The organism is Agarivorans sp. MS3-6 (assembly GCF_054112545.1).
In genome coordinates, this window is record NZ_CM134202.1 from 802,531 (window position 1) to 815,573 (window position 13,043).

Annotated in this window: 11 protein-coding genes and 7 tRNA genes; 6 read left to right on the forward strand and 12 right to left on the reverse strand. The window is 43.2% G+C overall.

The features are described 5' to 3' along the window. Window positions 1-72: 72 nt before the first annotated feature. A complete protein-coding gene (locus ACVFI8_RS03755; protein WP_248714769.1) occupies window positions 73-939 on the reverse strand; it encodes a LysR family transcriptional regulator in 867 nt (288 codons plus the stop codon). 155 nt (window positions 940-1,094) lie between these two features. Here ACVFI8_RS03755 and ACVFI8_RS03760 point away from each other — a divergent pair, with 155 nt between their 5' ends. Next, window positions 1,095-1,817 carry a sulfite exporter TauE/SafE family protein gene (locus ACVFI8_RS03760; protein WP_248714768.1) on the forward strand — a complete coding sequence of 241 codons (723 nt, stop codon included), beginning with the start codon at window positions 1,095-1,097 and terminating at the stop codon, window positions 1,815-1,817. Between the two features lie 17 nt (window positions 1,818-1,834). Here ACVFI8_RS03760 and ACVFI8_RS03765 read toward each other — a convergent pair whose 3' ends face one another. From ACVFI8_RS03765 to gltX, 9 genes are all read right to left on the reverse strand, one after another. After that, entirely contained in the window at window positions 1,835-3,283 is a 1,449-nt protein-coding gene (locus ACVFI8_RS03765) for an HDOD domain-containing protein (protein ID WP_248714767.1), read from the reverse strand. Between the two features lie 175 nt (window positions 3,284-3,458). Continuing rightward, window positions 3,459-4,454 carry a GGGtGRT protein gene (locus ACVFI8_RS03770; protein ID WP_248714766.1) on the reverse strand — a complete coding sequence of 332 codons (996 nt, stop codon included), beginning with the start codon at window positions 4,452-4,454 and terminating at the stop codon, window positions 3,459-3,461. A 10-nt stretch (window positions 4,455-4,464) separates the two neighbouring features. Beyond that, the gene (locus tag ACVFI8_RS03775) at window positions 4,465-5,157 is read right to left on the reverse strand and encodes an iron-sulfur cluster assembly scaffold protein (RefSeq protein ID WP_248714765.1); all 693 of its coding nucleotides are present in this window, start codon (window positions 5,155-5,157) and stop codon (window positions 4,465-4,467) included. Between the two features lie 112 nt (window positions 5,158-5,269). After that, the gene (locus ACVFI8_RS03780) at window positions 5,270-5,671 is read right to left on the reverse strand and encodes a hypothetical protein (protein ID WP_248714764.1); all 402 of its coding nucleotides are present in this window, start codon (window positions 5,669-5,671) and stop codon (window positions 5,270-5,272) included. 129 nt (window positions 5,672-5,800) lie between these two features. Then, window positions 5,801-5,876, reverse strand: a tRNA-Ala gene (locus tag ACVFI8_RS03785). Window positions 5,877-5,897: 21 nt separating this feature from the next. After that, window positions 5,898-5,973, reverse strand: a tRNA-Ala gene (locus ACVFI8_RS03790). Window positions 5,974-6,117: 144 nt separating this feature from the next. After that, the gene (locus tag ACVFI8_RS03795; protein ID WP_248714763.1) at window positions 6,118-7,815 is read right to left on the reverse strand and encodes an ATP-binding SpoIIE family protein phosphatase; all 1,698 of its coding nucleotides are present in this window, start codon (window positions 7,813-7,815) and stop codon (window positions 6,118-6,120) included. Continuing rightward, window positions 7,815-8,126, reverse strand: coding sequence for an STAS domain-containing protein (locus ACVFI8_RS03800; protein WP_248714762.1), 312 nt, complete (start codon window positions 8,124-8,126; stop codon window positions 7,815-7,817). The genes ACVFI8_RS03795 and ACVFI8_RS03800 overlap by 1 nt, the downstream gene beginning before the upstream one ends. 621 nt (window positions 8,127-8,747) lie before the next feature. Further along, window positions 8,748-10,235: a glutamate--tRNA ligase gene (gene gltX / locus ACVFI8_RS03805; RefSeq protein ID WP_248714761.1), complete on the reverse strand. Its 1,488-nt coding sequence runs from the start codon at window positions 10,233-10,235 to the stop codon at window positions 8,748-8,750. Window positions 10,236-10,464: 229 nt separating this feature from the next. Here gltX and ACVFI8_RS03810 point away from each other — a divergent pair. The 5 genes from ACVFI8_RS03810 (at window position 10,465) to ACVFI8_RS03830 (ending at window position 11,230) form a co-directional block, all read left to right on the forward strand. Then, window positions 10,465-10,540 (forward strand) — tRNA-Val (locus ACVFI8_RS03810). Between the two features lie 47 nt (window positions 10,541-10,587). Further along, window positions 10,588-10,663 (forward strand) — tRNA-Val (locus ACVFI8_RS03815). A 146-nt stretch (window positions 10,664-10,809) separates the two neighbouring features. Then, window positions 10,810-10,885, forward strand: a tRNA-Val gene (locus ACVFI8_RS03820). Window positions 10,886-10,932: 47 nt separating this feature from the next. Further along, window positions 10,933-11,008, forward strand: a tRNA-Val gene (locus ACVFI8_RS03825). A 146-nt stretch (window positions 11,009-11,154) separates the two neighbouring features. After that, window positions 11,155-11,230 (forward strand) — tRNA-Val (locus tag ACVFI8_RS03830). Window positions 11,231-11,531: 301 nt separating this feature from the next. On the opposite strand, the gene ACVFI8_RS03835 is transcribed toward ACVFI8_RS03830, so the two are convergent. Further along, entirely contained in the window at window positions 11,532-12,149 is a 618-nt protein-coding gene (locus tag ACVFI8_RS03835) for a DsbA family protein (RefSeq protein WP_457873067.1), read from the reverse strand. Beyond that, window positions 12,143-13,012, reverse strand: coding sequence for an MBL fold metallo-hydrolase (locus ACVFI8_RS03840; RefSeq protein WP_457873068.1), 870 nt, complete (start codon window positions 13,010-13,012; stop codon window positions 12,143-12,145). Before ACVFI8_RS03840 ends, ACVFI8_RS03835 begins: the two co-directional genes overlap by 7 nt. Between the last annotated feature and the right edge of the window lie 31 nt (window positions 13,013-13,043).

The window sequence follows — 13,043 nt, forward strand, 5'->3', positions numbered from 1 at the left end:
TACGTTGCTAAATAAACGCTAAACAAAGGGAGCTAAGGCTCCCTTTGTTTGCTTGCCAAATACTAAACAGTCCTAACTAAACTGTTGCCAAAAGGCACGCACAATTTCTTTATCGGCGCGCTCTCGTAGCTTGATTAAATAAATAGACTCTTGGCTTCTATAGGCAAATTGTTCCACTTTTAATGACACCAGTAGGCCTTGCTCGAGTTCCTGCTGTACGATGTGCTCTGGCACCCTTGCCCAACCTAATCCCGCTAACAACAGTTCTTTCTTTATGTGGTAGTCATTTACGTACCAGCGCTGCCCCCCTGAAATGACGTTAATGTTGTCTGAACACTTCCCTGTACCTGAATCGGCCAGCAAAATATGCGGCTTATTACGCAGCTTACTTTGCTTTAGCACCTGCTCATGCTGCTTTAACAATTGTGGTGCAGCCACCGTTATCATGCGAATACTCGCTACTTCAATAAAATTAAAGCGAGCATCTAAGCCAATATTTGGCGCTAAGGCTAAATCTGACTGTTGCTTTAGCAGGGACTCTAAAATCCCAGATAAATGGCCAGAACCTAGTTTGAGCTGCAAGTTAGTAAATTGCTTGCCAAAGGCTTCTATCTTGCTAACTAAGGGGGGTAAATAGCACATAGGACTTAGGGTGAGTGAAAGCTCGGGATCAGCGCCCTGAGCAAGTTCGTGGCCGAGCAATTCCAACTCATTGGCCTGCTTTAACAAGCTTTTGGCTTTCACCAAAAAGCGTTCGCCTTCTGTAGTAAGCGTTGGTCGATAGCTACTGCGATTAAACAGCGTAATTGAAAAGTGCAGCTCTAAACTTTTAACAGATGCACTTAACGTGGGCTGGGTTTTGTTTAAATGCTGCGCTGCTGCGCGAAAGCTACCTAGCTTGGCAACACTAACGAAGGCACGTAGCTGCTCATAATTCATGGCTATCCTAGATGTAAATAATCTTCATGTTCAGCTTAAACTATATAGAAAAATATAATCAATATTATCCAAATAAGTAATTATTTATCTTTCATATAATTTGTTATTCTGCACGCACATTCACAAGCTCAATGGCTTACATTGAAAGAGGTAAAGTGGATAGCACGATCATTATCTTGCACTTAGTCGCCCTCTTAACGGGTGTTTCCAAATTCTCAATTGGTGGAATGGGCGCGCTTATTTTGCCACTATTGTTGATTGCCTATCCCGGCGGGCAAGCCCTTGCCATTCTCATCCCATTGTTTTTGTTCACTGACCTACTCACTATGGCGGTGTATCGTCATCAAATCTCCTGGCGGATCCTCGCTAGGTTACTGTTATTTATGGTAGTTGGCAGTGGGTTTGGCGCATTGCTCTTGTCTTACTTAGATACCAGCCGGTTCACTCTTGCCATTGGTAGTATCATTATTGGCATGTTGGTTTTGAGCATCTATTTAGAGCGCAGTAACTCTCAGTGTATGAAAGCGCCTGCTGTGGCCGCTGGCAGCGGAGTATTTGCTGGTTTCATTAGCATGACTGCCAACTCAGCCGGGCCTATCATCAGCTTATATATGATGCAGCAACAATTAGGTAAAACCAGTTATATAAGCACTCGTGCTTGGGTAGCAGGCCTGGTAAATGTTGCCAAAGTGCCCTTATTAATGAGCATCGGTTTACTCAATTTTGAGACGGCAAAAACCAGCTTAAGTGCTCTTCCTAGCTTGTTATTAGGTTGTGCCTTAGGTTTTCTTATTCTTAAGAAGGTAAACCTCAAACAAATGACTTGGGCCATTAGAGTGTTAATTTTTGCTGCGGCCATAAAACTATTAGTGAGTTAGCTTGAATGCCCTGAAGTTTAACGGTTCAGCCTTAGTACGACTGATAGGCATAAGTCAGTTTGTTTAGCAAAATGGATAAACATGTCAAAATCGTCTTGATTCAGGCTTGTCCTATCTGCTGTTCCATCAGCATAAATCAAGGCAATACAACGCCCATCAATAACGAGTGGAGCGAGAAAAAAAGGTTGTTCTCTACTGATACGACGGATCTGGGCATTCATAAGCGAAGCGTAGCGCGGGTTATTTTTGCCTTTAACCCAGATATTACGCTGGTCATTATAGGCTTGAATAAAAACCGTTTCGGTGCCTTTTAAACTCAATTTAAAATCAACTTTGTCTTGCTCAGGCTCTAAGCTGGTGACAAATCGAGGTATCAACTGGTCATGATTTTGATTAACCATTAGTACAATGACTCGATTTAAGCCGATCCCCCGCTGGATCCCTTCCATTGCCGTATGAATAACTAAATTAAGATCTGGGGTTTCTGTGGCCACTAAAGTTAATTCACGTAGCAATTGTAGTTGTAGATTTTGTTTAGTTTGCTCGTCAGTGTGTTCAGGTTCATCATTTGTATCACCATCCCTAAAACCAAAACTCAAGTATGGTTTCAAAGCCCCCGCCCCATAAGAAATCGCCAATTGACGAGTTTCTTCTGTACATTGATTTACCGCTTTGATTAGCTCCGGCAATGGGATCTGCATTTGCTCGGCAATATGCTTAAAGGCTTTTTGTCTAGCCGCTTGATCCTGATCGACCATGGCTTTACTAAATGTGTGAGCAAGATGAATACAGCGTAATTCTGGTGAGCGAGTATTGGGATCTTCCAAAGACTTAACTAACATGGTGCCCATATTCCAGTTGCTGGCTAAACCCACGCTTAGCTGTTGAAAACTGGTACCTAACAAGCCATGAACAATCTTCTCTTCTGTTTCACTCGATGACATTAACTCTTGATCTAAGCGCTCTGTCACCTCTCCACCGATTGTCCAAAAAGCCACTTCACCTAAATTATGTAACAAAGCCGCTATGTAGACTTCCTCTTGCGTTTCCTCGGCGTAATCTCGCAGCATCATCTTGGCCAACATAGCTGCGTGAAAAGAACGCGCCATCAACTTCAATACGCGTTTATAAACAGCCTCGCTAATATCATGGTTTTGCAACAGGCTATCAATCATTCTTGCGGTGATACAAATATGTTTCAAGCGGTCATAGCCTAAGATTACAGCAGCTCGACTAACGGTAGTTATTTGACTGCGGCTTCTATTATAACTAATGCTGTTTACGACTCGTAGGATGCGGGAAGTAAGACCATGGTCGTGCAATACCGACTGACCAAGAATGGCTAAAGAAGAAGTATCATCTTGAGCTATTTTCTCTAATAAGCGTACCGTTGCTGCTAGGGCGGGTAGTTCATGCTCACTAATCCGGTCGACCCATTGTTGGGTACCAAAAGTCTCTTTTCTCATCCGTTACTTACTTTAATTGGCTTACTAAGCAGTATGGCTGGAAAACAACAGAATTGGCCAACAATTTCGTAATATTTGTTATATAACTCAAGCCTTTAGTGACAAAGAAAACAATACAAGATATTTAAAATGTAGCTACTCGCTCTCAACGCACAGCACTAAGAGCGAACAATTGTTATTGAGCTTGCTCGACAGCTACACTCACAGCGACACTCGCGCCGACCATAGGGTTGTTCCCCATACCCACTAAGCCCATCATTTCAACATGCGCCGGAACCGATGAAGAACCAGCAAATTGGGCATCACAATGCATTCTGCCCATCGTGTCGGTGAGCCCGTAAGACGCCGGCCCAGCACCGACATTATCAGGGTGCATAGTTCGTCCGGTCCCCCCTCCAGAAGCCACGGAGAAGTATTCTTTGCCTAATAGTAAGCGTTCTTTTTTATAGGTGCCAGCAACAGGGTGCTGAAAGCGCGCAGCATTAGTAGAATTGCCCGTTATAGAAATATCAACATTTTCATGATGCATAACCGCGACCCCCTCTACGACATCATCAGTTCCATAACAGCGAATACTGGCTCTGTGGCCCTTACCGAACACTTTCTCTTTTACTATATTCAATGTGCCTGTTTGATAATCAAACTGAGTTTGCACATAAGTGAAACCATTCATACGAGCAATCATGTAGGCGGCATCTTTACCTAAACCATTTAAAATTAAGCGTAATGGCTGGTTTCTTACTTGGTTGGCGTATTCTGATATTTTTATTGCACCTTCAGCCGCCGCATAAGACTCATGCCCCGCCAAAAAACAGAAACAATCTGATTGACTAGACAATAAACGGGAAGCTAATTGGCCATGACCTAAGCCTACCTTACGCTGGTCAGCTACAGAACCTGGCACACAAAAGCTCTGCAAACCTTCACCAATCGATAGCGCGGCTTGTTCAGCGGTTTTATCTTGTTTTGAAAGTGCGATGGCAGCCCCCACCACGTAAGCCCAAGCGGCATTTTCAAAAGCAATAGCTTGAGTTTGTAACACGATGTCATGGGGATCAAATCCTCGAGATAGGCATAACTCCCGGGCCGCTTCCAGCGATGCAAGTTTATACTGCGCCAATACTTGGTTAATTCGCTCGATACGGCGCTCTTTTCCTTCAAATTCGACCATTATCTTGCCCCTATACTTTTCTTGGATCAACAAATTGAACGCCATCTTCAAAACGCCCATAAACCGACTTGCTGTCATCTAAAGCTTGATTTGCGTCTATTCCATCTGCAATAGCACTCATCATTTTTCCCATCTGTACGATTTCATAGCCAATAATTTCATTATCTTCATCCAATGCCATACGGGTTACATAACCTTCAGCTAGCTCTAGGTAACGAGCACCTTTCGCTTTGGTGCCATACGCCGTGCCCACTTGCGAGCGCAAGCCTTTGCCAAGATCATCTAAACCAGCACCTACTGGTAGGCCACCTTCAGAGAATGCGGTTTGGCTACGTCCATAAGCCAAATTTTCAAATACTGAACGCATGGCTACGTTTATGGCATCACAAATTAGGTCAGTATTTAACGCTTCCAATATGGTTTTACCGGTTAAAATTTCTGATGCCATAGCTGCTGAATGAGTCATACCTGAGCAACCTACGGTTTCAATTAAACACTCTTCGATAATGCCGTTTTTCACGTTAATTGAAACCTTGGTCGCGCCTTGGTGCGGAGCACAAGTTCCTACGCCATTAGACAAACCAGAGATATCGGTCACTGCAATGGCGTTCACCCATTTACCTTCAACAGGAATGGGGGAATTTCGATGATGAGGTCCTCGAGCTATTGGGCACATGGACTCAATAGTATTGGTAAAAGACATACTTAACACTCCTCAATTCAACCGTTTAATCAATAAGATAGACGATAAGTAACCAAGTAAAAAAGCCAAGCTCCGTGTAATGAGGAAATTGGCTATCTAAGTCATCAGATTTTTAATAAGGTAAACGTGAGCAATCTTTATCAGTTTGAATAGCTTGGTAAAGCGACTCACCATCACTGCCGTTAATAACGAGTTTAACCCGCACCCCGCGATACAAAGACTGCTGTTCCACTTTGCATATATCCGCTTTTATTTGTTGGGCAAACAACTCGGTGTCGTCGCGACTAAACACCTCCCGTGGCAAAGTTAGGTAATAATGTACTAAGTCCCCTTGCGCACTTGCTTGAGTTGCTATTGGTTTGCCTGAGAGCAGTCTTTGTTGATGATTGAAGCTAGCAGCTAAGGCTTGTGCAGCGTGGTCTCGAGTAGGAAGTGGTTCGGCAAAAGCAAGATTGATAAAGGCAAATATACTGCCAGAGAGTAGCCATACAAAATTACGTTTACGCATCAACATAAGCGACACTCAAAGTTAAACATCAAGCTTTGAGTGTAGTTACAGATGGCTTAAAGCAACAGGCCTCATCTACAAGAAAATACCACTAAGTGATACTTTTTGATTCTGATTGACTTAAATCTAAAGATTTGGTGGAGCTACGCGGGATCGAACCGCGGACCTCTTGCATGCCATGCAAGCGCTCTCCCAGCTGAGCTATAGCCCCGATATACGGTGGGATGTGAATTGGTGGAGCTACGCGGGATCGAACCGCGGACCTCTTGCATGCCATGCAAGCGCTCTCCCAGCTGAGCTATAGCCCCAAAATCACATTGCTTTCAAATCAATAAGCCTTGAAAGCGAGCAGAATTCTAAGCAGCCAGCCTTATGCTGTCAACCGTTTTTACTCATAAACGCTTCACCTGCTCATTTAGCCAACAATTAGGGCGACTTAAGTTCAATTTTTCTCAATATTGACAACGATAAACGACCTTTAGTACTGAACCGTTTTCTAAAATATCTAGTGATTCACACAACGACTCCACCAATAACAAACCTCTCCCAGAATACTGTTGGGGTTTAGCTTGTTGAGATAATTTTAGTTGGTCAAAACCCGCGCCACTATCCTCTACAACAATGGTAAAATCTCGATTCACTTTACCATCATAGCTAATCGATATTTTTACCCATCCCAACTCTAGTTGATCGGCCCTTAGCTTTCGTTGATGATAATAATTTTCAAAGCCCTCAGCGGAGTTTTTCAATGACGAATCAAGCTTTAACACACCGTGCTCATAGGCATTGTTGTATAGCTCACTGACCACCGTGAACAAAATATTCCGGTCAACATGATTAACTGACAACTCTTGGAGAGACGTCATCAATAACGGGATCGGCATGAGCGTTTTTAAACTATCCGCATCTAAACTTAATTGCCAAGTCCAACAGCCTTTTTGCACGGTGATATTTGCATTGCTGTTTTCTTCCAATGCGCTGGGGCGGCTCAGTAAATCAGGCAGTTCTACCATACTAATATCGTCAAGCTGAGGCGCATTTTGGCAAAAGGAATGCAGCTGTTCTTGAATAGAAGCAATGAAAGATGCGTGATCACGCTTATTCTTAATGGCGTGCTCTAAACGTTGCTGGCCAAACATTTGCTGATGTTGGTTTACTGCCTCGGTGACTCCATCACTTAATAACAAAACATGATCGCCCTTAAGCCACTTTAGTTGCTTAAGTTCAAATTCAAGATCAACTTGAATACCTAAGGGTAAACTTTCAGAAAGAGCCCTATCTCTGATATCCCCCAGCTGATTATTAAAGATAAGCAGTTCCGGCATTCCGCCATTCCATACGCGCAAAGATTGTTGCTGTAGTGATGCTTCGACTAAAATTCCAGCCATAAACATGCCAGTAGGTAATAAACGAAATAATCGTTTGTTTATTTGCTGAAGAATGGCGTCGGCAGAATAGCCTTTACGGGTCATACCTCGAAAAATATCTGCTACTGGCATTGCGCCAATTGCAGCACGCAGACCGTGCCCAGTAAAATCACCTAACAAGAAATTAATGTCCCCATTAGGCCGATATTCGGCAAACACCACGTCACCTGAAAAAGTAGAGGCGCTGTTTAAAGAAATCAATAACTCTTTATCTGCGCACAGAGAGTTACTCACCGCACTACTAAATACGCGCTCGGCTAACTCTTCTTCCTCTTGACGCTGAGAATGTAACCGGCTGATTTCATTATAGATAGCTCTTGTACGCTCAAACCCTAAGACCTTCGCTTTAAGCACAGCCTGGTGAACGGGTTTAAATAGAATGTCATCACCACCGCAAGCAATACACTTAACCAAGGAGTCTACATCGGTTTCTGCGGTGACAAATAGAATGGGGGTAAACTGGCGTCCGCTGATTTGCTTTATCTGTGCCGCCGCTTGGTATCCAGCCACTTCAGGCATAAATACATCCATAAATACAATATCGATATGCTGCTGCTTGAACAGGGTGACCGCTTCTTTACCATTTTCAGCAAAAATGACTTTATAGCCTATGTCACCAAGAATTTTCCCCAGCAATAAACGGCTAATACGAGTAGGATCTGCGACTAAGGCCGTACCTTTTACCGCTCGATTTAAAAAGCTAGCGATGTCATGCTCAAGCACTAGCTTTCAATTTTTAGCAGTTTGTCAAAATTAGCTACCTCTAGAATTTTCAAGATAGCTGGCGACGGTTTACGAATAATAAGCCCCATAGCCTGACTTTTTTCAGTATGCTCTTTCAATAAAAGCATCATGCCAAGTGCTGAGCTGTCCATGTAATCAGCAGCACTCAAATCTAAGATTAATTGCAGCCCCTCTACAGATATATTCTCGTAACATGCTCTAAAGTCGCGATGTAACGAATAGTCAAAGCGCCCTGCCACAATAATTGTCAGTTGGCCAAGCTCTCGATTTAATTGACTACTTATAGACATCTCTGCTCCTTGTATATACACACTATTAATTTTAGATAGTGACATCTAATTGTCTGACCGGTATTGATAACCAATCTAAACTAGCACCTACTAATATGAAAGAAAATATGAACATGCAACATCCTGTTTTTCTTGCTTAAAACCAACCATATCATTAGCTGATAGCCGATCACCATAGCAATTAGTGAACAAGCCGGACTAGCGGTCAACAATAATCACAAAACAAGCAACTATTAAGTTAACTACGGTGACGTAAGAATGGATCAGAAAACATTCAAATATATGAATTGAGTACCAAGCTTCCGCTAACAGTAAGATCCAAATGACGATACTTAAGGCTATAAATGAGATCTAAATTGGATTTTTATAAGGGGACCCACCGACAAAAAGCAAACTGTGAACTATTTCATGGTTTTCGAGCGTTGTTTTATCGCAATATGCCTTATCAGCTAATGCATATTAAAGGAACACGATGAGTATCAAGCTTCAATTGCAGTTCTTGTTAGCCCTAGGCTTACTTTTAGCCGCTTGTGGTAGCATATTATTGGTATAATAATTTAGCGGAAAGATTAAAAAAGCCAACTCAATATGAGTTGGCTTTTTATTATCTGAGCTAGGCCATTACCAGCTAGCTTTGTAAGCACGATAAGCTTTGTCCAAAGATTTAGCCTGTTTTTTACTTACACCTACATGGCTAAGAGCAAAACGCAAACGCGCTCGACTCATGTCTGAACCTAAAATAGCCATTGCATCAACCACCGATGTAGAGCTAGTTTTTCCGGTAATAGCTACAAATACAGGCTCAAGAAAATCACGGATCTTCACATCTAAGTGTGTAGACAATTGTTTAGCAACAGCAAAAACGGTGTCTTTATCCCAGCTGCGTTGTTCTTCTAATTGCCAAATAAACATCTGCAATAAACTACGCACTTGTTCTTCTTCTAGTTTACCCGCTGTCAGCAGTTCAGGCGCGTACTCAGGCATGCCAGAAACAAAGTGCCCCGCTAAAGGTGCTAAATCACTCATTACTTCAAGGCGAGCCTTAGCTTGTGGAATAATGCTCATCAACGTTTCTTGATTATACGCCCACTCTACTAGTCGTTGAGCTAACTGCTCATCACTTAACTCTTCGCGGATCCAAAGACCATTAAGCCACTTTAGCTTTTCAACATCAAAAACAGGCCCACCTAAAGAAACACGTTTCATATCAAAGTGCTCAATCATCTCGGCTAAGGTGAACTTTTCACGCTCATCTGGCATAGACCAGCCCATACGGCCAAGGTAGTTAAGTACCGCTTCTGGCAAAAAGCCCATTTTACGGTAGAAATTAATGCTGGTTGGATTTTTACGTTTACTTAACTTACTTTTATCTGGATTACGCAACAAAGGCATATGACCTAGCACTGGCGCTTCCCAACCTAAATCTTGATATAACTTAAGTAGTTTTGGTGCAGAGTTTAACCACTCCTCACCTCGGAATACGTGAGTAATTCCCATCAAATGGTCGTCTACTACGTTGGCTAAGAAATAAGTAGGCAAACCATCTGCTTTAAGCAATACCTGCATGTCTATCTGTTGCCAAGGAATTTCTACTTCACCACGTAAGTAATCGTTAAAGCTAAAGCTACCCGACTCAGGTATTTTCATCCGCACAACGAAAGGTTTACCTTCCGCTAAATTCGCAGCCACTTCTTCTGTACTAAGTGTTAAACCACGACCGTCATATTTAGGTTGTAAACCTTCAGCCATTTGCTGCTTACGCATTTCATCTAATTCTTCAGAGCTTGCAAAACAATAAAATGCTTTACCTTCTTCAATCAGTTGCTGGGCATATTTTTTGTAAATATCGCTACGTTCGCTTTGGCGATAGGGGCCTACAGCGCCGCCACAGTCTGGGCCCTCATCCCACGCAAGACCTAGCCAACCAAGACTGTCATATAATGCTTGTTCTGATTCACGTGAGCTACGCGCTTGGTCAGTATCTTCAATGCGCAGAATAAACTCACCGCCATGTTGCTTAGCGAAACAGTAGTTAAATAGTGCAATGTAAGCGGTACCTACATGTGGGTCACCCGTTGGTGAAGGCGCGACGCGAGTGCGAACTGTCATGATTATTCTCTAAGTAAGTGTTAGACCGAAGTAATTGCCGCGGATTTTACCACACCAGCAAAAATTCGCTAGACAAGAGCCTTGCGAACATTAGCTTAAATGAGCCGAAAAATTGCCCTGCGAAGTTGCCATATTAGTCAATTTGACGAGATTTTGTGCAAGCAGTCATTTTCCTTAAAATTTGCGTTGACACCCACGCTGACCTCCCTATAATACGCCCCCACAAGACGGTCGCTTAGCTCAGTTGGGAGAGCATCGCCCTTACAAGGCGAGGGTCACTGGTTCAAGCCCAGTAGCGACCACCATATTTAAACAAATGGTTCATTGAACGGTTTGTAGTAAGACACAATTCGGTCGCTTAGCTCAGTTGGGAGAGCATCGCCCTTACAAGGCGAGGGTCACTGGTTCAAGCCCAGTAGCGACCACCATATTTAGACACTAATGATTTAGTGTTTTTGGTGGGTAAGGGCGTCGCCCTACTCTCTACATGGCGAGAATCACAAGTTCAAGCCCAGTAGCGACCACCATATTTAAACAAATGGTTCACTGAACGGTTTGTAGTAAGACACAATTCGGTCGCTTAGCTCAGTTGGGAGAGCATCGCCCTTACAAGGCGAGGGTCACTGGTTCAAGCCCAGTAGCGACCACCATATTTAAACAAATGGTTCATTGAACGGTTTGTAGTAAGACACAATTCGGTCGCTTAGCTCAGTTGGGAGAGCATCGCCCTTACAAGGCGAGGGTCACTGGTTCAAGCCCAGTAGCGACCACCATATTTAGACACTAATGATTTAGTGTTTTTGGTGGGTAAGGGCGTCGCCCTACTCTCTACATGGCGAGAATCACAAGTTCAAGCCCAGTAGCGACCACCATATTTAAACAAATAGTTCATTGAACGGTTTGTAGTAAGACACAATTCGGTCGCTTAGCTCAGTTGGGAGAGCATCGCCCTTACAAGGCGAGGGTCACTGGTTCAAGCCCAGTAGCGACCACCATATTAAGAAGGCCTGCATTAATTGCAGGCCTTTTTGCTTTCTGGCAAATAGGAAACTCGAACCTATTGCTTAGCCATAAAGAGCGGGAGAGCACCGCCCTCCTCTTTGCTAGGCGAGGGTCACTGGTTCAAGCACCGTTGCGACCACCATATTAAGAAGGCCTGCATTAATTGCAGGCCTTTTTGCTTTCTGGCAAATAGGAAACTCGAACCTATTGCTTAGCCATAAAGAGCGGGAGAGCACCGCCCTGCTGGTTCGCTTTATAAAACGAAGATTAGTCCTCAGCTCCATATGGTAATAGTTATTTACATAAATCGGCTACTATTGCATTCCACAGCTGGGTGTTTCCATAAAAATCCGTATGAGGCAGCTTAATAAGCTCCCCCTTACGGGCCAATAATAAACTAGGAAACCCTGTCACCTGCCAACGTTGCATTAACCATTGAGTGTGCTCAATTTGTTGTTCAATAGCATTATGCTCTAATCCCTTGTCCCATTCCTGCTCAGAAATGCCTAGTTTTCCTGCTAAGTACTTTAGTACCTTGATATCACTAGTATCTTTAGCCTGAACAAAATGCGCATTTTGGATGGCCTTTAACATTTCAAAACCTTTTGCCTGAGTTCGCTCTACTAAGTCGATAGCTTTAGCGGTTAAATAAGAATCTAAGACTATTGTTTCATTACCGGCAATTTTTGTTTTGTAAGCTTCTCCAAATTGCTGACCAGTTAAAGACTCAATGCTTTGATCAAAGCGTTTTACTTTACTGCGAAAAGAAGCATCCATAACTTGTCGTTGAATCATCCCGCCTGCATACATTTTTAGTTCAACTCTAGAGTTCAGCCGCAACGCTTCCACTAGAGGGGTAGCACCGAAGCACCAGCCGCATAGCGGGTCGTAAAAATAATGTATTGTTACCACTTCATCTCTCCCATATGCACCTTGGCCCCGATATCAAGAGCTACTGCTAAGCCCGCAGATGGGTAAAGTGTTGTCATTTTCATGATAAGCGCATCGCTATCAGTGCTGTCACGTTTTGCCTTAGAAAAAGCCTCTAAATACTCTAGGGTATAACTGATATTGCTGATTTCAAGTGAAGTACCAGCTTTCATATGACCAGGTATAACTTGCAGTGGTTGTAGTGCTTGCATTTCTTTGAGCTGCCTTTTCCAAGCCTCTAGAGCTTGACGACTTTGAGTATCTGCAGTCCAAACATGTAACTGCCCAAAAACCCCAATATCACCCAAGATCGTCTTACTCGATGGTATCCATAAATAAGGTCGATGAGCTAAAATACCGTCATCGGCCTTAATCTCTACTTTATATCCATCGACTGAGAATGAAGATGCCTTGTACGCATCAGGCAGCACTGGTGAGTTAGGAGCGTTGTTGAACATTTTAGGCCCCCAAAAAGCCAGCTTGGCAGCCATTTTCTTGGCAATAGCATCTCTCACTGCGGGCGTAGCAAAGACCTTAACATCTGGGAACAACTGCTTAAGTGTTTCTACGCCAAAGTAGAAATCAGGGTCGGCTTGACTAACAAAAATAGTGGTTAAATGCTTACCTGAATCCAGTACATTGGCGGCAATACGTAATGCATCCGCTTTGGTGAATCCAGCATCAACCACCACTGCTTCTGTTTCACCATAAATCAGGGTGGAATTGACGTGAAAACTGTTTGAATCAGCGTTATATACTTTAAGTGTCAGAGGGGCTTCACTCGCGCCCCAAGTCGCGGTAGTAAGCAATAGCGAACTGGCTAATAATATTAGGTTATTGAGCATTTCTTATATCCATGTTTTGAGAAGACCATGA